Genomic DNA, 22,174 nt, shown 5'->3' with positions numbered 1-22,174 from the left:
TGCGAGCAACGGCGCGACAGATGCGCCGAATCGCTTCAGGAAAGTTTCGCTAAGATGGCTGCTCCGCACAATTTCGAAGCCCCGGGTCGCTGCTGGGAAATCGAGGCCCTGTGTGCTCTTGTCCTTGGTGTCTGGGCACTGGGGATCGCCGCCGGGCTCCATCTGCTCGCCTGACGCCTCCGCCCTTCGGGTCGCACCGGAACAGGGCAACGCAACAGGGCAACGCAACAGGGCAACGCAACAGGGCGGGGCGCCAGCGCCCACCGACAGCACGTTAACAGGCGTAAAGCCGGGTGACGAAAGCGAATTCGTACGGTAGAACGATTCGCGAACATGCTGACTCGTCTCTCCATCCGCAACATCGTCCTGATCGAGGCACTCGACCTCGATTTTGCCCGTGGCCTTGGTGTGCTGACCGGTGAAACCGGTGCCGGCAAGTCGATCCTGCTCGACGCGCTGGGCCTCGTCATCGGCAACCGCGCCGATACCGGCCTCGTCCGTGCGGGCGAGGCACGGGCCAGCGTGACGGCGACGTTCGAGTTTGCGCAATTGCCTGCTGTCCTGGAAGCGGCTCTTGAGGGCGCTGCCATTGAGGTGGAGCCGGGGGAACCGCTCATCCTGCGCCGCCAGCTCAAGGCCGACGGCGGCTCGCGCGCCTGGCTCAACGACCAGCCCGTCAGCGTAGCGCTCTTGCGGGAAATCGGTCCGGCCCTGGTCGAGATCCACGGCCAGCACGATGACCGCGGCCTCGTCAACGCCAAGGGCCACCGCGACCTTCTCGACCGTTTTGCCGGTGGCGATCTCGCCGGGCTCGAAGCCGCCTTCAAGACCTGGCGGCGCGCACAAGACGCGCTCGATCTCGCGCGCGAGGAAGTCGCCCGCGCGGCCGAGGACGAGGAATTGCTGACCGCGCACCTGGCCGAACTGGAGGCGCTGTCACCCGAAGAAGGCGAGGAGGAAACCCTCGCGCTGGCCCGCGCGGACATGCAGAAGGGTGAGCGTCTGTCCGAGGATCTGGAGGGCTTGCGCTTCCTGTGGGACGGCAACGATTCGCCGCTCGCCGCGCTGCGCGGGGCTGCGCGGCGACTGGACCGCATCGCGCCTGAACATGCGCTGCTCGCCGAAGCGCTCGACGCGCTCGACCGCGCGGTGATCGAGGCGGGGGAGAGCGAAGCCAAGCTGGAAGAAGCCGCGCAGGCGCTGGCCTTCGATCCGGCCGAGCTAGACCGGATCGAGACACGCCTGTTCGACTTGCGCGCGCAGGCCCGCAAGCATGCCTGTGCCGTCGATGACCTGCCTGGAAAGATGGCGACAATGCGCGCCGCGCTCGACGCGATCGAGGGGGGGAGCGAGCATATCGCCAGGCTGGAGGCCGCCGCGCAGAAGGCCGCGCTCGACTACCGCGACAAGGCGAGCAAGCGCCATGACTTGCGCCGTTCGGCCGCGCGGCGGCTCGACAAGGCTGTGGCGGCCGAACTCGCCCCGCTCAAGCTCGACGCCGCGCGCTTCCAGACCTCGGTCGTCAAGCTGCCCGAGGCGCGCTGGAACGCGAGCGGTATGGACGGGGTGGAGTTTCTCATCTCGACCAACCCGGGCGCCGAGTTCGCACCGCTCGCCAAGATTGCCTCGGGCGGCGAACTGTCGCGCTTCATCCTCTCGCTCAAGGTTGCGCTGGCCGAAGAGGGCGGGGCGGCCACGGTGATCTTCGACGAGATCGACCGGGGCGTGGGCGGTGCGGTGGCCGATGCCATTGGTGAGCGCCTCGCGCGCCTCGCCTCGAATGGGCAGCTCCTGGCCGTCACGCATAGCCCGCAGGTCGCCGCGCGCGGCAACCGCCACTACATGATTTCCAAGTCCTCGCGCGGGACGGTGACCAAGACCTCGGTCGCCCCGCTCAGCGAGGCCGAGCGCAAGGAAGAGATCGCGCGCATGCTCTCGGGCGCGCAGGTCACCGAGGAAGCGCGCGCGCAGGCCGACCGGCTGCTCCAGGGCGCCTGATGCGCCGCCCCACCCGCGCGGAACTGGGTGCGTTTGGGGCAACACTTGCCTTTCCCTTTGTCGCGCTGGCCTGGGGGCTCAGTTCCTTTGGCTGCGCGGTCTGGATGCTCCTTCTCCTCGTGGGGCTCGCCCTCTCGGGCTTCAGTGTCTTTGCAATGACCCCGTTCGGGGTGGCGATCCTCGCCTGGACGATCCTGGCGGGCGTGTTGGGGACCTGGAATTTCTCCCGCTTCCTGCGCTGGTTCGGGGATGAAAGCGGGGCACGCGATCTGGCACTCGTGGCGCTGAACTCGGTTTTCCTGTGCGCCACCAACCCTGTCGTGTGGATGGGAGCGTAAGGCCTGAAGCCGAGCCACAATGCGACGCGTTGCGCGCCTCGGGGGCTCGACCGCAGCGGTGCGCCCGGTTAACGGCAGGGGGATGCTGCACATCGTCCATCACCCCGATTATGCGGTGGAAACCGCCCGGTCCGGCACCTTCCCGCACGACAAGTACGCGCTCGTCATGCGCGCGCTGGGTGAGAGCGGGGCGGCGATGACGGTCCATGAACCTGAGATCATGCCGCCCGAATGGCTCGAAGCTGTCCATGACCCGGCCTATGTCGAGGAGGTCCTCACCTGCCGTGTGCCGCCGGCCAAGCAGCGCCGGATCGGCTTTGCCATCGACGCGCGGATCTCGCGCCGCTCGCAGCTTTCGCCGGGAGGCACATGGCTGGCGGCCCGGCTCGCGCTTGCTCACGGATACGCCGCCAACAGCGCGGGCGGCAGCCACCATGCGCTGGCCGATACCGGCGCGGGGTACTGCGTGTTCAACGATCTGGCTCTGGCGGCCAACCGGCTGATCGAGGAGGGCGAGGTCTCCCGCGTCCTTATCCTCGATCTCGACGTGCATCAGGGTGATGGCACCGCCGCGCTGACGGCCGGGCGGGGGGATATCTTCACCTTGTCACTTCACGCCGAGAAGAACTTTCCTTCGCGCAAGGCGCGCTCCTCGCTCGATATTGGCCTTGCCGATGGCCTGGGCGATGCGGCCTATCTGGAGGCGTTGGCCGGTGCGTTCCCGCAGGTGCTCGATTACTTCGCGCCCGAACTCATCCTGCTGCAGGCGGGCGTCGATGCCCACGCGGACGACAAGCTCGGACGCCTCGCGCTGTCGGACGAGGGACTGGAGGCGCGCGATCGCATGGTTGCGGGCGAGGCGCGGGCGCGCGGTATCGCTGTGGCCAGCACACTTGGCGGTGGCTACGGCGCGGACCGCATGGCGATTGCCCAGCGTCACGCACGCACGATCCTGACGCTGGGCCACGTGCTGGGCTGAACTGCCGCGCCTTGCAGACCGGCAATCCTGCTTGGCTGTCGCCATTTCCGTCTGCTACCAATCCAATTGGACAGAAGGAGAAGACCATGCTGCGAAGGCTGACCGGACTGGCCTGTGCGACCTTTCTTGTCGCCGCCAGTGCGCCTTCCACGATCACCTTGGGCGAGATCGAAAGCCAGGATGCAATGGCGTTGAAGGCGCGCCTGCTCCCGCCCGATCTCGCCGCCAAAGTTGTAGAGGGCTCGGTGCAGCGCTGGTTTTCGCCGACGGTTGTCTTCTATGCGGTCTATAGGGCTCCCGCGCGCGCGGCGGCGCCCGATGTGTGCCGGCGCACCGATTACCTCGTACGGCTCGAGGGCGCTCAGTCCGGGGAGGACAAGGCCGAAGCGCAGACCCAGCTTGCGATCAAGGCGCCGCGTGCCTTCGAGATCGCGGCGGTACGTTTGCCAGAGACTGGCGCGGATACGCAGGTTTGCAATGCGCAGGCAGGCTATGTATCGCTGCGCAAGCCTCAGACGCTGGCGGGCTATCGGGCGCTCGTTACGGCCATGCGGGCCGCCGCTGCGCCCGGACAGCTTCCCTTTGGCATTACCTGCGAGCCGGAGGAGGATGCCGTATGCCGGACGCCGCGTGCGGCGCTGGCGCAGGTGCCGCTTGATGCGCTGTTCCGGATCGAGTTGGGGCACTACGAGCATGATGTGAATTTCGGCTGGCACTTGCGGCACGTGCCGGACGAGGTCCTGGCGAGAGGCGGCTATGACGCCGAAGCCATGTTCGGTGCGACGGGCGAGGACGGAAAGTCCTGGCGGATCATCCTCAGACAGGGCGATGGCGCGCTGCCGGATGTCGTGATGCGCCGGGCGGAGATCATCTACCACTGATATCGGGAGGCAAAAGCCGGGGGCAGGGCGGCAATGCAGGCTCCCGTTTTGGTCCGCTTTGCGCCATAGCGGGGCCATGAGTTCCGAATCCGCACCCGATTTTCTCGCCGAAGCCGACGCCGCCAATGAACTGATGCGGCTCGCGCGCCAGATCAAGCGCGCCAACCGCAAGTACCACGCCGAGGACGCGCCCGAGATCTCGGACGCGGAGTACGACGCGCTGGTGCGCCGCAACGCCGAGCTGGAAGAGGCGTTTCCGCACCTGAAGCGCCCCGACAGCCCGTCGAGCGCGGTTGGCCACGAGGTTGCTGCCTCGCCGCTCGGCAAGGTGACGCACGAAGTGCGCATGATGAGCCTCGACAACGCCTTTTCCGATGAGGAAGTGGCCGAGTTCCTCGCGCGCGTGCGCCGCTTCCTCTCGCTCTCGGCCGAGGAACCGCTGGCGGTCACAGCCGAGGACAAGATCGACGGGCTCTCCTGCTCGCTGCGCTACGAGAAGGGCAAGCTGGTGCGCGCGGCAACCCGGGGCGACGGGCAGGTGGGCGAGGACGTGACGCCCAACGTCGCGCATATCCCCGACATCGTCCAGGAACTGGCCGGCGAAGGCATTCCCGAAGTCTTCGAGGTGCGCGGTGAAGTCTACATGGAAAAGGCCGCGTTCCTCGCGCTCAATGAAGCGCTGATGGAGGAGGCCCGCGCGGAAGCGGAGCGCAAGGGCGAGCCGCTCGACGAGGCCAAGGTGCGCCAGTTTGCCAATCCGCGCAACGCGGCCGCCGGCTCGCTGCGCCAGAAGGACGCGAAGGTCACCGCCAAGCGACCTTTGCGCTTCTGGGCGCACGGCTGGGGCGCGGCGAGCGCGGTGCCGGGGGAGACCCAGCACGAGGTTATTCGCCGGATCGAATCCTGGGGACTGCCGGTCTCGCCCCAGTTCCGCCGCTGCGAGAGCCTGGAGGAGCTGCTCGAAGCTTACCGCGCGATCCGCGATGGGCGTGCGAACCTCGATTTCGAGATCGACGGCGTGGTCTACAAGATCGATCGGCTCGACCTGCAGCAGCGCCTCGGCTTCGTTGCCAAGGCGCCGCGCTGGGCGCTCGCGCACAAGTTCCCCGCCGAACAGGCCGAGACGACACTGGAGAAGATCGAGATCCAGGTTGGACGCACCGGCAAGCTGACCCCGGTCGGGCGCCTGCAGCCGGTGCTGGTGGGCGGTGTTACGGTCACCAACGTCACCCTCCACAACCGCGACGAGATCGCGCGTCTGGGCGTGCGCCCGGGCGACCGGGTGGTGATCCAGCGCGCGGGCGACGTGATCCCGCAGGTGGTGGAGAACCGCACCCGCGAGGAGGCGCGCGATCCCTTCGTGTTCCCCGATCACTGCCCCGAGTGCGGTTCAGAAGCGGTGGCCGAAGAGGGCGAGGTCGACGTGCGCTGCACGGGCGGTCTGATCTGCCCGGCCCAGCGCACCGAGCGTCTCAAGCACTTCGTCAGCCGCGGCGCGCTCGACATCGATGGTCTGGGAGAAAAGACCATCGACGAGTTCTTCGCCAAGGGGTGGCTGGAAAGCCCGGCCGACATTTTCCGTCTGCGCCAGCGCCGGGACGATATCCTTGCGCTCGATGGTTGGAAGGACAAGTCTGTGGACAACCTGTTGGCGGCTGTGGAAAATCGCCGGGCCCCCGATGCCGCGCGCCTGCTGTTCGGGCTGGGTATCCGCCACATCGGCACTGTGACCGCGCGCGATCTTCTCAAGCGTTTCGAGACACTTCCTGCGCTTCGTGAGATCGCCGAGAAGGCCCACGTCAAGGATGGCGAGGAGGCTGCGGCCGAGGCGAGCGAGGCTTACGCCGAACTCATTTCGATCGACGGTGTGGGGCCGGTGGTCGTGGGCGCGCTCGGCGACTTCTTCCACGAGGAGCACAACCGTGCGGTCTGGGACGATCTTCTGTCCGAAGTGACGCCGCCGCCGTTCGTGGTCGAAAGCGTGGAGAGCGAAGTGGCGGGCAAGACTGTCGTCTTCACCGGCAAGCTGGAGACGATGAGCCGCGATGAAGCCAAGGCGCAGGCCGAACGGCTTGGCGCGAAGGCGGCGGGCTCGGTCTCGGCCAAGACGGATCTCATCGTCGCGGGGCCGGGCGCAGGCTCGAAGCTCAAGAAGGCCGCGGAACTGGGGATCGCGGTGATCGACGAAGCCGCCTGGGCGAGGATCGTCGCCGAGGCGGGCTGATTAAGGATGTAAAAACGGGCCGGCGCCCGCAAGCGTCAGCCCGTTTTCACAGGGGATTCCCCGAGGAGGCTTGGCCTGTACCGCCGAACAGACCGCCGCGTGTCATCCGTCAGGACTTGCGTCCCTGTCGTTCATGCATTTGCCTGTAATGCTGAACGCGCGTGGCTCGAAGGCCCGCCATGCCCTCACGTTCGACGGAGCGTTGCCATGAGGCAAGTTCTTCGAGCGTAAGTCCATAGCGTTCGCAAGCTTCTGTTATCGTAAGCAGACCGCCATTGACGGCTGCGACAACTTCGGCCTTGCGGCGTACGACCCATCGCGAAGTATTTGCGGGCGGTAGTGTTGCCCTCTCTAGTTTTTCCCCTAGGGGCCCAATTACGGAATCGGGCCGCTGCTTCTCGTCATGTTCCATGGTTGGCCTCTCTCGATTGTCAGCACCAACCCCCCTGACAGCGTCTATTCTTGCCAGAATGCGTTAACATTAATTAACTTGCAAAGGTTAATTGCAAATTATGTATTCTACCGAGAAATCGCGGTCTCTTGCTAATATCCCCATAAATTCGCGGTTTACGAAAGTTTACGGGGCGTTAAGATTTATTAATTAGCCTTGTGCGCAGGAGAAGCGGCGCAGCGGAGGAGGGCATCATGCAGATGCGGGACGTATGCGACCATCCCAGCGTGGTAGCCCGGCATGTTTCGTCGGCGGGCTGCCAGTTCGTCGTGGAATGCGGTGAACTGGCGTGCGGCCAGAAACTGGCTTTCGCGCTCGATGGTGTGGGGATGATCAAGGCGCGGGTGCGCTGGAGCGTGGCCGATCGCGTGGGCGTGGCGTTCGACCGGGTGCTCGATCCCGGTGCGGAGAAGATCCTGACGCGCTATGGCCGTGCGGCCCGGCGTCTTGAACTGGAAATTGTGGCCTGAGCTGAAGCGAGCCGGCCGGTCGGACAAGAGATTCAAAGATATCGGTTCCGAGGGCCATCGCCCTCGGGCTCCCCAAATTTGCAGACCTCACCTTCCCTGCGCCAGTCTGGCTGAGATAAGGTGAGGTCGCCCGGTTCGGGGTCAAGGGGTGATGACCCCTTGATATATCTCTTTCGTCCCTATTCTCAGCTTGCCCGCCAGCGACGGCGCTTGCGCAGCCAGAGGATCGACCAGTCCCCGTTCACCATCCGGCCCGCAAGGCGCAGTCCGGCAAGGCGGCAGGCGCGGCGCACGGCAGGCTCCTGCGTTTCCAGAAGGCCTGCGAGGACAAGGTGTCCGCCCGGAACCAGCGCATCCGCGAAGTCGGGGGCGAGTTCGACCAGCGGTCCGGCGAGGATGTTCGCCAGGACGAGGTCGTAGGGCCCGCGCGCGTGGAGCAGGGGGTGGTCCATGCCCGCCGCGACGGTCATGATGAGCTCGCCGTTGCCTTCGCCCATGGCAATGCCGTTGGTGCGTGCATTGGCTTCCACGACGGCCGGGCAGACCGCGTCGATGTCGCTCGCGATGGCCAGCGCATTGGGCCACAGGCGCAGCGCGGCAAAGGCGAGGAGCCCGGTGCCCGTGCCGATGTCCGCGCAGCTGCGCACGAGGACGCCGCGCTGCTTCATGTGCGTGAGCATGGCGAGGCACCCGGCGGTCGTCGCGTGCTGTCCGGTGCCGAAGGCCTGGCTGGCGGGGATGGTGAAGTCGAAGACGCCGCTTTCCTTCAGGGCGGGGTGTTCGGGCGTGTGGACGTGGAAGGCACCGGCGCGGATCGGCTCCAGGTCCTGCTGGCTGGAGACGAGCCAGTCGGTCTCGGGCAGTTCCTCGATTTCGAAGGCCGGAACCTCGCCCGGGAACAGCGCGGCGAGGGCCTCGGTCTCGGCCTTGCCGGGCTTGTGGCCCAGCCAGGCTTCGAGCTGCCAGTCGTCGGGCTTGTCCTCGGCGATCTCGCTGCCCGAAATGACGATCTCGGGATCCCAGTCGAAGGCGTCCTCGTGCGCGACAAGGACGTGCTCGATGGTGGCGCGGTCGGCGTAGGCGGTAATCTTCCAGCTCATGACTTGGGTACTTCTGCTTGGTGGTCGTTCGCGCGCTCTTGGGAGAGGCGTGTGTCGAGGTACTCGGAGGCGCGTGCTGCGTAGCGCACGCAGGCCTGCGGGTCGTTCAGCGCTTCGCTGCCCGACAGGCGGGCAAAGAGGTTGCTGGCCGAAGGATGCGGGGTGACGAGGACGTCGCAGGGCAGGGCCGCGATCGCCGCGAAACCTGCGCGGGCCTGGGTCACACGGTCGGGATGGTCAGTGAAGCGATAGCCCTTTGCCGAAACGGTCGTGGCGCTGTCCACATAGGCGAGCGTCATTGCGGGCGCCCCGGGGACGCGGCTGGCGATGGTCCAGCTTGTCGATCCGGGCGTATGGGCGGGCGTCGCGTGGGGCGTGAGGACGAGTGAGCCCACGACGAGTCCCTCGCTGTCAGCCAGGACGCGGTCCACCCGAACGGGCGCGAAATCGGAGATGGCGCCGCGCTGGGGATCATCGAGAGTGATTTTTCCGCGCGTCAGACTGCGCGCAGCGACAGCGAGCGCGGCGACCTTTGCGCCCGTCGCACGTTGCACTGCACCATGGCCGCCGACGTGGTCATGGTGCTCGTGCGAGCCGAGCAGCCAGCGCACCTCGCGCGGATCGAAACCGAGCTTGCGAATATTGCCAAGGATAAGCGGGGCCGCCTCGGCGACGCCGCTATCCAGCAGCACCAGTCCCGCGTCTGTATCGAGGAGCAGCGCGGTAATCCCGCAAGTGCCGACATACCATGCCTTTATCCCGGTTTCCGGGGCGATGCGGGCGGGCGGGGCGGGCTCGGCCCAGCCATCCCGGCCCGCGCAGGCCTGCGCCAGTCGTGCGCCGGGCGCATCATCCGTACGGGCAAACGCGTGCGGGACCCCCAGCGCGAGTGCGCCAGCGCCCAGCACGGCAAGCGGCGTCCATCGAAGGCGCCGGAACGGCGCGCGGGGAGCGGGCAACATCATCTCTCGCGCCTTAATCGCGGCGCCCGCACTTGGCTAGTTGCACGCGCCAATCCCGCTGATGTGACTGTGGAACTTGCGCGTTGCAGCGAAATGACTAAGGGGGACTTCCACGAGGGCAGCGTACCTAGGCTGCCGCAGGCAAGGGGATTCGCAAGGACATGGCCACCGCTGGCAGCAAGAACCGTCCGTTATCGCCGCACCTCCAGATCTGGCGCTGGGGTCCGCATATGTTTGTCTCGATCATGCACCGCGTGAGCGGGCACGGTCTGGTTGTCGGCCTCGCGCTGCTGCTGTGGTGGCTTGGCGCGCTGGCCAGCGGCCCGGAGGCCTATGCGCTGCTCGCCAAGTGCATGACGTCGCCTATCGGTTACATCGTCCTGGTCGGCATCAGCTGGGCCTTTTTCAATCACATGATGAGCGGCCTTCGCCACTTCGTCCTCGATATCGGTGCCGGTTTCGAGCTGAAGGGCAACCGCACCTGGTCGCTCGTGACCAGCGTGCTGGGCGTCGTTCTCACCGTCGCCTTCTGGGCGATCCTGCTGCTGCGCTGAAGATAGGGTAGACACCATGGGTAACGGAACCTCCATCGGCCGCGTGCGCGGCCTCGGCTCGGCCAAGCATGGCGCGCATCACTGGCTGATCCAGCGCTTCACCGCGGTCGGCAATCTCTTCCTGATGATCTGGCTGGCCGCCTCGATCCTCCTGCTCGACGACCTGTCCTACGTCACGGTCATCGACTGGATCTCCGCGCCGGTCCCCGCGGTCGCCATGGGCCTCCTCATCGTCTCGACCTTCTGGCACGCCCGTCTCGGCGTCCAGGTCATGATGGAAGACTACGTCCACGACCACGGCACCAAGTTCGCGTGCCTTGCCGCACTCAACATCGCCGTTTTCGCAGGCGCCGCCTTTGGCGTCCTGTGCGTCCTTCGCCTCGCGCTGGGAGCCTGATTGAATGACCCAGGATAAGACTGGTTCCGCCTACAAGATCATTGACCACATGTATGACACCGTCGTCGTCGGCGCCGGTGGCTCGGGTCTGCGCGCCACGATGGGTTCGGCCGAAGCCGGCCTGAAGACCGCGTGCATCACCAAGGTCTTCCCCACCCGTTCGCACACCGTGGCGGCGCAGGGCGGTATCGCAGCAAGCCTCAAGAACAACACGCCCGACCACTGGACCTGGCACATGTACGACACCGTCAAGGGGTCGGACTGGCTGGGTGACCAGGACGCGATCGAGTACATGGTGCGTGAAGCGCCCGACGCGATCCTCGAGCTGGAGCATGCCGGCATGCCCTTCAGCCGCAACGAGGACGGCACGATCTACCAGCGCCCCTTCGGCGGCCACATGCAGAACATGGGCGAAGGCCCGCCGGTGCAGCGCACCTGCGCCGCGGCCGACCGTACCGGTCACGCCATGCTGCACACGCTGTACCAGCAGTCGCTGAAGTACGCGGCGGACTTCTTCATCGAATACTTCGCCATCGACCTCATCATGGACGGCGGCAAGTGCGTCGGCGTGATCGCGCTGTGCCTCGATGACGGCTCGATCCACCGTTTCCGTTCGCAGGCCGTGGTGCTGGCGACCGGCGGCTATGGCCGCAGCTACTTCACCGCGACCTCGGCGCACACCTGCACCGGCGACGGCGCTGGCATGGTCCTGCGCGCAGGCCTGCCGCTCCAGGACATGGAGTTCGTGCAGTTCCACCCCACCGGCATCTACGGTGCGGGCGTGCTCATCACCGAAGGTGCGCGCGGCGAGGGTGGCTACCTCACCAACTCCGAAGGCGAGCGCTTCATGGAGCGCTACGCCCCGTCCGCGAAGGACCTCGCCTCGCGCGACGTCGTCTCGCGTTCGATGGCGCTGGAAATCCGCGAAGGTCGCGGCGTGGGCCCGAACAAGGACCACATCTACCTGCACCTCGACCACATCGATCCCAAGGTGCTGGCACAGCGCCTCCCGGGTATCACCGAGTCGGGCAAGATCTTCGCAGGCGTTGACCTCACCCGTCAGCCGCTGCCGGTCGTTCCCACCGTCCACTACAACATGGGCGGCATCCCCACGAACTACCACGGCGAGGTCATGACGATCGGCGCCGACGGCAACCCCGAAACGGTTGTCCCGGGTCTGTTTGCGGTGGGTGAAGCGGCCTGCGTGTCGGTCCACGGCGCGAACCGTCTCGGCTCGAACTCGCTGACCGACCTCGTGGTCTTCGGCCGCGCGACCGGCCACCGCCTCAAGGAGATGGTCAAGCCCGGCGCGGCGCAGCCCGAGCTTCCCAAGGACTCCGCGGACCTGGCGCTTACCCGTCTGGACCACTTCCGCTACGCCGACGGCAGCACGCCCACGGCCGAGATCCGCAAGGAAATGCAGCAGAACATGTCGGCCCACGCCGCCGTGTTCCGCACCGAGCAGCTCATGGCTGAAGGCAAGACCGCCATGGCCGAGACCTACAAGAAGATGCAGGACATCAAGGTTTCGGACCGCGGCCTGATCTGGAACTCCGACCTCGTCGAGACGATGGAGCTGGACAACCTGATCGGTGCAGCCACCGTCACCCTCCACGGCGCCCACGCGCGCGAGGAAAGCCGCGGCGCCCACGCGCACGAGGACTTCCCCGATCGCAACGATGCCGAGTGGATGAAGCACACCGCAGCCTGGTTCAACGGCTGGGGCGGCAAGGGCGGCGAGGTTCGCCTCGACTACCGTCCGGTGCACGAATACACGCTCACCGACGATGCCGAGTACATCAAGCCCAAGAAGCGCGTGTACTGATCCCGGCGCCTTCGGCCGGTCCGAAGGTCCGAAGCTAAAAAGGCGGCGTTCCCGGATGGGAGCGCCGCCTTTTTGCGTTACGGGCGGTGGCTGGCATAGGGCGATTTGGGAAAATCGTTTGCCTAACCGAACTTCCTCGCGCTTGGCGGCAACTTCCGGGCCGGTCTCAGTGTTTTCCCCAGTGTCCCGCCTCCTGTGGTGCGGGCACATTTTCGAACAGTGAGCCCGCCAAGGAGACGCCCATGCCGCGCGAAGAACTCGACCCCGCTCTCACCCCCGATGTCGAGAAGGACCCGGTCGTGGCCGCGCTGGCCCATGCGCCGGGCAAGATCTGGGGCTGGATTCTGGCCTACGGGATATTCCTGCTCGTGCTGGGCCTGCTGATCCTCACCAACCCCATCGCGACGGGGGTGGCGACAGGCATCATCGTGGGCATCACGCTTCTGCTTTACGGCGTCGCCGCGATTGCGGCGGGCTCCACCTCGATGGCGCATCGCGGGCGCTGGGTGGAAATCGCGCTCGGCGTCCTGGCCCTTATCGCGGGCCTCTTTGCCCTGTTCAATCCCGTGGTTGGCGCGCTGTCGCTCGTCTGGGCGATTGGTGCGTGGCTTGCGATAGCGGGTGTGCTGCAGATCGCCTGGGCGCTCAAGGCCAGCCACGACAAGGGCTGGCGCCTGTTCATGGGCGCGCTCGATCTCGTGCTCGGCCTCATCCTGCTGTTCTCCTCGCCCGCGACGGGCCTCGCGTTCCTGGCGGTGATCCTGATGATCTCGTTCGCTGTGCGCGGCGTGTTCCTGATCGTGCTGGCGCTGGGCATGCGCAAGGTCGGCAACGCGGTACGCTCCCGCCTGTAAAGGGCTCGCGGAGCGTTGGCGCTCGACCAACGGCATTCGGGCATCTGCGAACGACATCTGCGCGATTGACGCTCATTGTTTACAGGCGTAGTCGATTACGTGTGTAAACGATGGAGTGAAACGTGGCCGCAACGCCCCAAGCCAACGCCCAGCCTGGCGAGCGTATTTCCGAAGCCGAACATGCGGTGATGGAAGTCCTGTGGGAGGAGGCTCCGCTCTGTGCGCAGGATGTCTGCGCAAAGGTCTGCGCCGCGCGCGGGTGGAGCCTGCCCACGGTCAAGACCCTGCTCGCGCGGCTTGTCACCAAGCAGGCGCTCAGCACCACGCGCGATGGCAAGCGCTTCCTATACAGCCCGGCCATGGCCCGGTCCGACTATGTCGGGACCGAGAGCCGCCGCCTTGTCGATCGTCTGTTCGGGGGCAGGGCGGCGCCGCTGTTTGCCCAACTCGCGCAAGCCGAAGCGCTGAGCGATACCGACATTGCCGAGATCGAAGCTCTCCTCAAGGAGTTGAAATCATGACCGAATGGTTGCTTGATACGCTGGTGATGACCGGCGCGCTGATGGCGCTGGTGCTGCTTCTTCGCCGTCCGGTGGCGCGCAGTTTTGGTGCGCAGGCAGCCTATGCCTTGTGGCTGCTGCCCGCGCTTCGCTTCGTGATGCCACCGCTGGCCTTGCCCGCCGCCCTGGCGCCGACGCGTTGGTTGGCTGGAGTGGAAGTCGGCGTCGCGCAGACCTCGGCGCGCGCCGGGGAGGCTTCGACCGCCCTTCCGGCCACGTCCGAGGCGGCGGGGCTCGTCCTTGCCGCTGAGCCTGTCGCGGATCTTGTGCCCGTGCCCGCCGAGCCGGAGCCCTGGATGCAGATCCCGTGGACCAGCGCATTCCTCATGGTGTGGCTGGCAGGGGCGCTGGCATTCCTTGTCTGGCGGACCTGGAACTACCAGATGATGCGGCGCCAGGTCCTCACCGATGCGCGCGCTGTCGCGACCGCAGGCCGTGTGCGCATTGTCGAGAGCCCGCTGGTGGCTGCGCCGCTGGCCTTCGGGGTCTTCGACAAGGTGGTCGCGCTGCCCTTCGGGTTTCTCGCCGGGGCCGATTCCGAAACCTCGGACTTCGCGATTGCCCATGAACTGGAGCACCACGCCGGGGGGGACCTCATCGCGATCATGGCGCTGCAGCCGCTTTTCGCGCTGCACTGGTTCAATCCGCTGGCCTGGGCCTCGTGGCGCGCGCTGCGCGGCGACCAGGAAGCCGCCTGCGATGCCCGCGTCATGGCTGGGCGGGACCGGGCTGAGCGCGCCCGCTACGGCCAGCTTATCGCCTCGTTTGCCGGGCATGCTCCGCTGGCGCTTGCGGCGCCGATGGCGGGCGGACTTGGCGGTGGCAAGCCGATCATCCAGCGCCTGCGGGCGCTCAACCAGGCCGACACCGGCCCCTGGCGCAAGCTCGCGGCGCGCAGTCTCTTCGCGCTCGCCATCGTGGCGGTGCCGATGACCGCGACGGTCAGCTACGCGGCCCGGGGGCAGGACGATGTCTTGGCGGCCACGGACCGCGACGTGCCGGCGCCACCTGCACCTCCTGCGCCGCCATCCGTGCCCGACAGGGTTGCCGCGCCGCTTCCGCCGGAGGCTCCTGCCGCTCCCGAGGCGCCCGCGCGCGTGGGGCATGTCCCCCCGGCGCCTCCGGCTGCGCCCGCTCCACCGGCCGTGGCCGCTGAGGTCGCCGCCTCGACCGAACGCGCCGTGCGCGAAGCCCAGAAGCAGGCGCGCCATGCGGGAATGAACGAGGTCGAAATCGAGGCGATGGTCGCCAAGGCCCTGGCGCAGGCACCCAAGGTCGAGGAATTCGTCTCGAAGGATGGCAAGGTGAAGACCGTGCGCATCGTGCATCCGGCGCAGGCTGGTGTGGGTGAGACACGCCGCGAGATGGTGATCGATACGCGCTGTCCGGCCGACACCCAAGGTCGCTCGCACGCTGCGGGCCAGTCCAAGGACGGCGAGCACGTCGTGATTTGCGCAGGGCCTCCGCAGCACATCGCGCAGATCGTGCTCAGCGCGCTGGAAGGCGCCCGGCACGAGATCGCCGCGCAGGCGGGCTACGATGCGGCAAGCCGCGCCGCAGCTCTGGCCGAGATCGAGCGCGAACTGGCCGAAGCACGGGCCGAAGTGGAGCGCGACCTGCGCGCCGACGAAATCTGATAATAGATCCGTATCTGTCGAGAAGGTGGGAAGGGCGCTCCAGTGCCGTTCCCGCCTTCGCACATGACGGGGCCTAGTTCTGGCCCTGGACCACGGGCTGGTTGACGATGGGAACGCCCTCGCTGGTGCGCTCACCCTGTTCCTCGCCGCGCTCGTCCTTCGGGTCCTTGTCGCCGTCCTTCTCTTCGGCGTCGCGGCGGTCCAGTTCGGCGTCGATGGCCGCGATGTCCTCGGCGGTGGCAGGCGCTGCGGGATAGTCGCACCCGCGCGAAGCGCCCACGCCCTTGAGGAAGCCGCGCCGCGTCATGCCCGCCTGGATCGCGGTGCGCACTTCACGTTCGCGGTCGTTTGCGCCCGAGATTTCCCGGATGAGGCCACGGAAGGGGATGAACGAGGAGACCACCCACTTGGCGACGCGCCCGGCGCTGATGCGGTCGCGCTCCTCCTTGGGAATGTCGACGTCGGGGCCGATTGCCGCGAAAATCTCCTGCACCGACTGGCCGATGGCCGCGCAGCTGTTGAGGCCGGTCAGATCGTAGGGCTGTTCCACCGCGCGGGTGAGCACCTCGGGGATTTCCTTGGAGTCGAGATTGAGGTCTGTCACCGGCGTCTTGGCGATGTCGAGCGCGGAGGGATCCTTGCTGGTGATCGGCTTGCTGTCGCCCTGTGCGAGCGCGGGCTGGGCAAGCGGGAGAAGGGCAAGGGCGGCAATGAGGGCGCGGGTTCGCGTGGACATTCGAACGTCTCCATAGGAGCGGCCTTGGAAGCGCGCGAATGCGCCGGGCCGCTTTTCTCTATCGACTTGAAATCCGGACAATCTGTCCGGCTTGATGCGTTCAACGTATCACACTTGTTCACGTTCCCGTTGCGAAAAATGCACGGGCGGTGCCGGGCGTGGAGCGCCCCAGAAGGCATCCATCTCCTGCACGGTGCAAACCGCCGTTGCGGCATCGGGATCGCTTGTGCCATGAGGCGTCTGCGGCGTCCTGCCGCACAAGGGAAACGTCGATACCTTCCGTGTTCGTCAGACCGTTCTCGAACGCCGTGTGGCTGCCGTCTGCCGTGCCTGTGGCGCGCGCCAACTGGCGCGTGTGGGGCAGGCGGACCTTGCTGGCCGCTCTTGCGGGCGTAATGGCAGTGACCGGCGCGGCGCCGCTCGAGGCCGCGTCACGCCGGGCCCAACGTGCGCTCGAAGGGCGCCTTCGCCATCATATCGAGAGGTTGGCGAGCGACGAGTTTGCGGGCCGCGAACCGGGCACCGAGGGCGAGGCTAAAACGCTGCGCTACCTGGGCCGGGAATGGTTCGACATCGGCCTCGTCTCGGGCACCAACGATCCGGCCAACGAGTGGTTCGCGCCCGTCACCCTGGTCGCGCGTGAGCCTGCGACGTCGTCGGCACAGTTCTTCCGGGGACGTGGTACGAAGGCGCTGAGGCCCGAGGACGTGATCGTCCTGACCTCGGGCAAGCGCGGCCTTGCGCGCCGCTCGCCCCTGCTGTTTGTGGGCAACCTCGAGGCGGGCGCGCTGACGCGTAACGAACTGGCCGGCCGTATCGTGGTCCTGCTCGACGGCCTGCGCGAGGGCGAAGAGGCGTCCGGCACGCGGCAGAGCGCGTTCCTGGAAATGGGCGCGGCCGCTGTGCTCACCGTGCTTGACGGGTCGCGCAGCTTCGAGGAGGTCGTCGCCCGGCGCGGGCGTTCGGGCTATGCGCTGGCGCAGGATGCGACCGGCGGCGACCTGGAAGCCTTCATCAGCCCCGAGGCAATGGCAGGGCTTCTGGAGGGGACTTCGCAGACACTCCCGTCGCTGGAGGCGAAGGCCGCGCGCGCCGACTTCACGCCGCTTGCGCTCGGCCTCTCCGCCTCGTTCGAGGCGACCACCCGCTCCACGACCATTCATACCCACAACCTCATCGGCAAGCTGCCCGGGCGCAATCCCGATGCGGGCGCGGTCCTGTTCGTGGCGCACTGGGACCACTTCGGGGCCTGCGCCGAGCCGCCCGCGGAAGATACCGTCTGCAATGGCGCGATCGACAATGCGAGCGGAGTGGCTGCGCTCACCGAAGTGGCGCGCGCGCTCGCCAAGGGCCCGCCGCTGGAGCGCGACGTCTACTTCCTGTCCACAACCGGCGAGGAAGTGGGGCTATTGGGCGCCCATGCCTTTGCCGAGAACCCGCCGGTCCCGCTCGATGGCATCGTGGCGGCGTTCAATATCGACTCGGTCGCCATCGCGCCCGCCGGCACGCCCTTTGCCATCGTCGGCAAGGGCATGACGGGCCTCGACGAGGACATCGCGAAAGTGGCCCGCCGCGCGCACTTTGACCTTCTCGACAGTGAGGATGCCAACGAATTCGTGCGCCGCCAGGATGGTTGGGCGCTGCTTCAGCACGATATCCCGGCTGTCATGGTCACGACGGCCTATGGCGATATCACCCGCATGCGCGCCTTCTACGAGAGCGACTATCACCGACCCAGTGACGACCTGACCCATGGCCTGGAACTGGGAGGTGAGGTTGAGGACGTGCTCCTGCTCACCGACCTTGGGCGCTGGTTCTCCGACCCGCGCAACGCGCCGCTCGTCCGCCTCGAGGCGCCCTGAAACTCGGCGCAAGGCCGCGCTGACCCGCCAGGACATGTGTCCAAATTGCTGTTTGGTCAGAAAAACGCGTTTTTGTGCACCAGCGAGGCACAAGAAGCGCATCTGCCCACTAGCCCAAAGCGCACCACTTGGTTACATGGGCCGCCACGAATCTCCCCAAAGGCATGGTGGCACACATGGAAATCCAGCTCGGACTCACCTTTGACGACGTTCTGCTTCGTCCCGCGAAGTCCGACATCGTTCCCAACCAGGCCGATACCCGCACGAAGCTTACGCGCGAAATCGGTCTGAACATCCCCGTTATCTCTTCGGCCATGGACACCGTGACCGAAGCCGACATGGCGATCGTCATGGCGCAGCTGGGCGGGATCGGCGTGCTCCACCGCAACCTGACCATCGAAGAGCAGTGCGCGGCTGTCCGCCAGGTCAAGCGCTTCGAGAGCGGCATGGTGGTGAACCCCATCACCATCGCTCCCGACGCGACGCTGGGCGAGGCCCAGGCGCTCATGCAGATGCACAAGATCAGCGGCATTCCCGTGGTCGAAGGCTCGGGCAAGCTGGTCGGCATCCTCACCAACCGCGACGTGCGCTTTGCCGACAACACCGCGCAGCCCGTGCGCGAGCTGATGACGCACGAGAACCTGGCGACGGTCAGCACCGGCGTCAGCCAGGACGAGGCGCGCCGCCTGCTGCACGCCCGCCGCATCGAGAAGCTGCTTGTCGTCGATGATGCCTTCCACTGCGTGGGCCTCATCACCGTCAAGGATATCGAGAAGGCCGTCACCTATCCCGATGCGACCAAGGACGCGGCAGGCCGCCTGCGCGTCGCGGCCGCGACGACCGTGGGTGACAAGGGCTTTGCCCGCACCGAGGCGCTGATCGATGCCGAGTGCGACGTGGTCGTGATCGACACCGCGCACGGGCACAACGCCGATGTCGCGCGCGCCGTCGAACGCGCCAAGAAGATCTCCAACTCGGTCCAGGTGATCGCAGGCAACGTCGCCACCGCCGAGGCCGCCAAGGCGCTGGCCGAAGCGGGTGCGGACTGCATCAAGGTCGGCATCGGCCCGGGCTCGATCTGCACCACGCGCATCGTCGCGGGCGTGGGCGTGCCCCAGCTGACCGCCGTCATGGACGCGGCCGAAGCGGCCGACAAGCTGGGTGTTCCCGTCATTGCCGACGGCGGCCTGCGCACTTCGGGCGATGCCGCCAAGGCGCTCGCCGCCGGGGCCTCGACCGTCATGGTTGGCTCGATGCTGGCGGGCACCGCCGAAGCGCCGGGTGAGACCTTCCTCTACCAGGGCCGCGCCTACAAGTCGTACCGCGGCATGGGCTCGGTGGGCGCGATGGGCCGGGGCTCGGCCGATCGCTACTTCCAGGGCGACATCAAGGACCAGATGAAGCTCGTCCCCGAGGGCATCGAAGGCCAGGTTGCCTTCAAGGGCCCGGCCAAGGATGTCATCCACCAGCTGGTGGGCGGCATCAAGGCCGCGATGGGCTACACCGGCTCGGCCACGATCGAGGACCTGCGCAAGAACTCGCAGTTCGTGCGCATCACCAATGCGGGCCTCAGCGAAAGCCACGTTCACGACGTGACCATCACCCGCGAGGCGCCCAACTACCCGACGCGCTGAGCCGGAGGCCGGGAATGGAGGAATTCCTTCCCTGGATGCTTCTGGTGCTGGCCGATCCCGGAGCGGCATCTGCCGCTCCGCCGGTCAGCCGCGTCCCCGGCCTGTTCGTATCGCACGAGGCATGTGAGGCCGCCGCCGCGCAGCGCACGGCGGCGCCTTACGCATGTCTCCAGGTGCCCCCGGGCGCCGAGATGGAGGCCGCCTGGCAGGCGTTTCGGGCCGGCCAGGAGAGTTCCCGATGACCCCTTCCGCCCGCGTTCAGGCCGCGATCGAGATCCTCGACCTCGTGATCGAGGCCGCGCGCTCCAACGGTGCGCCGGCCGACCGCATCATCGCCGACTGGTTCCGCGCGCGCCGCTTTGCCGGCAGCAAGGATCGGCGCGCGGTGCGCGAGTTGACCTACCGGGCGATCCGCGCCTGCGGGGAAGTGCCTGAAACGGGCCGCGCCGCGATGCTGCGCGTGGCGCAGGAAAATCCTGATATTGCCGAGCTCTTCGACGGCTCGCGCCATGCACCGGCCGCGATCTCGCCCGAGGAGACTGTGGCGGCCCGCGGGGCGGCGCCCTACTGGCTGATGATGCGCCTGGCGAACAGCGGCATTGACGCCGAGGCGGCCGCCCACATGCTCGACCGCGCGCCGCTCGATATCCGGCTCAACACGCTCAAGGGCACGCCCGACGACCTGCCCGAGGGCGCGGAGAAGACGCAGGCTGTCAACGGATGGCGCTATCCTCCCGACACCCGGATCGAGCCGACCGAGGCGTATGCGAGCGGCGCCATCGAGGTGCAGGACACCGGTTCGCAGCTCACCTGCGAAGTGGTTGCCGCCGCGCCTGGTGAGACCATCGTCGACTTGTGCGCGGGGGCCGGCGGCAAGACCCTCGCGCTGGCCGCGAGCATGGCCAACACCGGACGACTGGTGGCGTGTGACAGCGACCGCACGCGCCTCTCGCGCCTTGCCCCGCGCGCAGAGCGGGCAGGTACGCTTCCCATTGAAACACTTCTCCTGAACCCGGGGAAGGAGCCTGCCGGGCTTTCAGGCCTGGTCGGGGCCGCCGATGCGGTACTGGTGGACGCACCGTGCTCGGGCACGGGCACCTGGCGTCGCAATCCCGAGGCCCGCTGGCGCCTCACCGACAAGCAGATCCTGCGCTACGCCACCACGCAGGCGCGTCTGCTCGACATCGCGGCAAGCCTGGTGAAGCCCGAGGGGCGGCTCGTCTTCGTGACCTGCTCGCTGCTCGACGCCGAGGGCGCGGACCAGGCCGAAGGCTTCCTTGCTCGCAATCCGGGCTGGCAGGCCGAGGCGATTTCGCTTCCTGCTGGAACGCCGCGCGGGGCGGGGCTTCGCCTCTCGCCGGGCCAGGACGGAACCGACGGGTTTTTCGTCGCGCGCTTCAAACGGCTGTGATAGCCTTGCGCTCATGTCGCGGAAACAGATCTCTGCCAAGGACTTCTTGATGCGTTACACGCCTGCTGCCGTTGCCCTTTCTCTTGTTGCTGCCGTCTCTTCCAGCGTGCTCCATTCGGAGGCGAGCGAAGTGCTCGATCCGCGTGCGAGCGCGTTGATGGAGCAGGGCCAGGCAAGCCTGAAAGCGGGCGCTACGGGGCAGGCCGTCGATGCCTTCGAGGCCGCGCTGGCGGTTGAGCCGGGCAGTGTCGCCGTGCTGGTTGCCCTCGCGGAGGCAGAACGCGCCAAGGGCCTTACTGGCAAGGCGATCCGGTACTACCGCATTGCGCTGGAACGCGATCCACGCAATCTCGCCGCTCTGGCGGGTGAAGGCGTTGCCCTGGCCGAGAAGGGCGCGACCGAGAAGGCGAACCGTCGTCTCGCGCGGCTGGAAAGCCTGTGCGGTGCCGACTGCGCGCAGACCCGTGACGTCTCGGCGGCGATTGCCCGGGGCCCTTCGCCCGAGAACGCCGCCAAGGTCGTGAGCGCGCCCGAGGTCAAGACGACGCCGGGCACGCAAAGCGCCAACCAATAAACGCTTTAAAGCCGTAACGGACGTACGAAAAAGCCCGCCGAACCTTGCGGTTCAGCGGGCTTTTTCGTTGTCGTTGGAGATCTGACGCGGTTCAGATCAGCGCGCGGAATTCCTCCAGCACCGAGCGGTAGACGCGCTTCTTGAAGGGCACGATGAGCTCGGGAAGATCGTCGCCGTCGACCCACTTCCAGTCACAGAATTCGGCCGGTTCGTGTGCGTTGAGGTCGATGTCCTCATCGCAGCCTTCGAAGCGGGCGAGGAACCAGTGCTGGCGCTGCCCACGGAACTGGCCCTTCCACAGCTTGCCCAGCAGTTCGTCGGGCAGGTCGTAGAGCAGTTCGTCCTTGGTGCGCGTGAGGATGACCGCCTTGTCGGCGGGCACGCCGGTTTCCTCGAACAGCTCGCGAAGCGCGGCGTCCTTGAGGTCCTCGCCGTCGTCCACGCCGCCCTGCGGCATTTGCCAGAAATTGCCCTCCTTGGTGTCGATTCGCTTGCCGACGAAGACTTTGCCGTCGGCATTGACAAGCATCACCCCGACGCAGGGGCGGTAAGGAAGATTCGCGTAATCGGTCATTGCCTGGATAAATTCCGGTAAATTGAATGAGAGCCCGCGTGGCAGGAAATCCGGGAGAAGGAAAGCGCGGCAGGCATCGATTTCAAGATGGCCCATGCGCCCCCGATTTGCCAGCCTGATTTGCCGATTTCCGTCGTGTCTTTCGTGCAAGTC

At 66.8% G+C, this 22,174-nt stretch carries 22 protein-coding genes; 17 read left to right on the top strand and 5 right to left on the bottom strand.

Annotation, left to right across the window (positions count from 1 at the left end; genetic code table 11):
• The first annotated feature begins 333 nt into the window (after positions 1 to 333).
• The 5 genes from recN to ligA all read left to right on the top strand — a co-directional run bounded on the left by recN (position 334) and on the right by ligA (position 6,420).
• Positions 334 to 1,998 carry a DNA repair protein RecN gene (gene recN / locus LC060_RS12895; RefSeq protein ID WP_226636128.1) on the top strand — a complete coding sequence of 555 codons (1,665 nt, stop codon included), beginning with the start codon at positions 334 to 336 and terminating at the stop codon, positions 1,996 to 1,998.
• On the top strand, positions 1,998 to 2,336 hold the full coding sequence (locus tag LC060_RS12890; RefSeq protein ID WP_226636127.1) for a hypothetical protein: 339 nt from the start codon (positions 1,998 to 2,000) through the stop codon (positions 2,334 to 2,336). The genes recN and LC060_RS12890 overlap by 1 nt, the downstream gene beginning before the upstream one ends.
• Positions 2,337 to 2,418: 82 nt before the next feature.
• Positions 2,419 to 3,315, top strand: a complete 897-nt coding sequence (locus LC060_RS12885; protein WP_226636543.1) for a histone deacetylase — start codon at positions 2,419 to 2,421, stop codon at positions 3,313 to 3,315.
• An 11-nt stretch (positions 3,316 to 3,326) separates the two neighbouring features.
• Entirely contained in the window at positions 3,327 to 4,196 is an 870-nt protein-coding gene (locus LC060_RS12880) for a hypothetical protein (RefSeq protein WP_226636125.1), read from the top strand.
• Positions 4,197 to 4,272: 76 nt separating this feature from the next.
• Positions 4,273 to 6,420: an NAD-dependent DNA ligase LigA gene (gene ligA, locus LC060_RS12875; RefSeq protein WP_226636123.1), complete on the top strand. Its 2,148-nt coding sequence runs from the start codon at positions 4,273 to 4,275 to the stop codon at positions 6,418 to 6,420.
• Positions 6,421 to 6,529: 109 nt separating this feature from the next.
• Here ligA and LC060_RS12870 read toward each other — a convergent pair whose 3' ends face one another.
• Positions 6,530 to 6,832: a DUF1153 domain-containing protein gene (locus tag LC060_RS12870; protein WP_226636121.1), complete on the bottom strand. Its 303-nt coding sequence runs from the start codon at positions 6,830 to 6,832 to the stop codon at positions 6,530 to 6,532.
• 233 nt (positions 6,833 to 7,065) lie between these two features.
• Here LC060_RS12870 and LC060_RS12865 point away from each other — a divergent pair, with 233 nt between their 5' ends.
• Positions 7,066 to 7,341, top strand: coding sequence for a PilZ domain-containing protein (locus LC060_RS12865; RefSeq protein ID WP_226636119.1), 276 nt, complete (start codon positions 7,066 to 7,068; stop codon positions 7,339 to 7,341).
• A gap of 185 nt (positions 7,342 to 7,526) precedes the next feature.
• On the opposite strand, the gene LC060_RS12860 is transcribed toward LC060_RS12865, so the two are convergent.
• Together LC060_RS12860 and bla are read right to left on the bottom strand one after the other, a co-directional pair.
• Positions 7,527 to 8,441, bottom strand: coding sequence for a 50S ribosomal protein L11 methyltransferase (locus LC060_RS12860; protein WP_226636117.1), 915 nt, complete (start codon positions 8,439 to 8,441; stop codon positions 7,527 to 7,529).
• Positions 8,438 to 9,406 carry a subclass B3 metallo-beta-lactamase gene (bla, locus tag LC060_RS12855; protein ID WP_226636115.1) on the bottom strand — a complete coding sequence of 323 codons (969 nt, stop codon included), beginning with the start codon at positions 9,404 to 9,406 and terminating at the stop codon, positions 8,438 to 8,440. Before bla ends, LC060_RS12860 begins: the two co-directional genes overlap by 4 nt.
• Before the next feature lie 158 nt (positions 9,407 to 9,564).
• Here bla and sdhC point away from each other — a divergent pair, with 158 nt between their 5' ends.
• From sdhC to LC060_RS12825, 6 genes are all read left to right on the top strand, one after another.
• The gene (gene sdhC / locus LC060_RS12850) at positions 9,565 to 9,957 is read left to right on the top strand and encodes a succinate dehydrogenase, cytochrome b556 subunit (protein ID WP_039394434.1); all 393 of its coding nucleotides are present in this window, start codon (positions 9,565 to 9,567) and stop codon (positions 9,955 to 9,957) included.
• 16 nt (positions 9,958 to 9,973) lie between these two features.
• A complete protein-coding gene (gene sdhD / locus LC060_RS12845) occupies positions 9,974 to 10,354 on the top strand; it encodes a succinate dehydrogenase, hydrophobic membrane anchor protein (RefSeq protein WP_039394432.1) in 381 nt (126 codons plus the stop codon).
• Between the two features lie 4 nt (positions 10,355 to 10,358).
• Positions 10,359 to 12,179: a succinate dehydrogenase flavoprotein subunit gene (sdhA, locus tag LC060_RS12840; protein ID WP_226636113.1), complete on the top strand. Its 1,821-nt coding sequence runs from the start codon at positions 10,359 to 10,361 to the stop codon at positions 12,177 to 12,179.
• 242 nt (positions 12,180 to 12,421) lie between these two features.
• Positions 12,422 to 13,033, top strand: a complete 612-nt coding sequence (locus LC060_RS12835; RefSeq protein ID WP_226636111.1) for an HdeD family acid-resistance protein — start codon at positions 12,422 to 12,424, stop codon at positions 13,031 to 13,033.
• 122 nt (positions 13,034 to 13,155) lie between these two features.
• Entirely contained in the window at positions 13,156 to 13,554 is a 399-nt protein-coding gene (locus tag LC060_RS12830; protein WP_226636109.1) for a BlaI/MecI/CopY family transcriptional regulator, read from the top strand.
• Positions 13,551 to 15,230, top strand: coding sequence for a M56 family metallopeptidase (locus LC060_RS12825; RefSeq protein ID WP_226636107.1), 1,680 nt, complete (start codon positions 13,551 to 13,553; stop codon positions 15,228 to 15,230). Before LC060_RS12830 ends, LC060_RS12825 begins: the two co-directional genes overlap by 4 nt.
• A gap of 73 nt (positions 15,231 to 15,303) precedes the next feature.
• Here the strand turns inward: LC060_RS12825 and LC060_RS12820 are convergent, their stop codons facing one another.
• Positions 15,304 to 15,966, bottom strand: a complete 663-nt coding sequence (locus LC060_RS12820; protein WP_226636105.1) for a hypothetical protein — start codon at positions 15,964 to 15,966, stop codon at positions 15,304 to 15,306.
• Between the two features lie 281 nt (positions 15,967 to 16,247).
• On the opposite strand from LC060_RS12820, the gene LC060_RS12815 reads away from it, so the two are divergent.
• The 5 genes from LC060_RS12815 to LC060_RS12795 all read left to right on the top strand — a co-directional run bounded on the left by LC060_RS12815 (position 16,248) and on the right by LC060_RS12795 (position 21,447).
• Complete coding sequence (locus LC060_RS12815) at positions 16,248 to 17,828, top strand: M28 family peptidase (protein ID WP_226636103.1); 1,581 nt, start codon at positions 16,248 to 16,250, stop codon at positions 17,826 to 17,828.
• 176 nt (positions 17,829 to 18,004) lie between these two features.
• A complete protein-coding gene (gene guaB, locus LC060_RS12810; RefSeq protein ID WP_226636101.1) occupies positions 18,005 to 19,462 on the top strand; it encodes an IMP dehydrogenase in 1,458 nt (485 codons plus the stop codon).
• A gap of 14 nt (positions 19,463 to 19,476) precedes the next feature.
• Positions 19,477 to 19,704: a hypothetical protein gene (locus LC060_RS12805; protein WP_226636099.1), complete on the top strand. Its 228-nt coding sequence runs from the start codon at positions 19,477 to 19,479 to the stop codon at positions 19,702 to 19,704.
• Positions 19,701 to 20,873, top strand: a complete 1,173-nt coding sequence (locus LC060_RS12800) for an RsmB/NOP family class I SAM-dependent RNA methyltransferase (RefSeq protein WP_226636097.1) — start codon at positions 19,701 to 19,703, stop codon at positions 20,871 to 20,873. Before LC060_RS12805 ends, LC060_RS12800 begins: the two co-directional genes overlap by 4 nt.
• 49 nt (positions 20,874 to 20,922) lie before the next feature.
• Positions 20,923 to 21,447, top strand: a complete 525-nt coding sequence (locus LC060_RS12795; protein WP_226636095.1) for a tetratricopeptide repeat protein — start codon at positions 20,923 to 20,925, stop codon at positions 21,445 to 21,447.
• Between the two features lie 91 nt (positions 21,448 to 21,538).
• On the opposite strand, the gene LC060_RS12790 is transcribed toward LC060_RS12795, so the two are convergent.
• Positions 21,539 to 22,021, bottom strand: a complete 483-nt coding sequence (locus tag LC060_RS12790; RefSeq protein ID WP_226636092.1) for an RNA pyrophosphohydrolase — start codon at positions 22,019 to 22,021, stop codon at positions 21,539 to 21,541.
• Positions 22,022 to 22,174: the final 153 nt, after the last annotated feature.

It is taken from the genome of Novosphingobium profundi (assembly GCF_020524485.1).
GTDB classification, from domain to species: Bacteria; Pseudomonadota; Alphaproteobacteria; order Sphingomonadales; family Sphingomonadaceae; genus Novosphingobium; species Novosphingobium profundi_A.
This window is presented reverse-complemented; position numbering and strand designations above follow the sequence as displayed.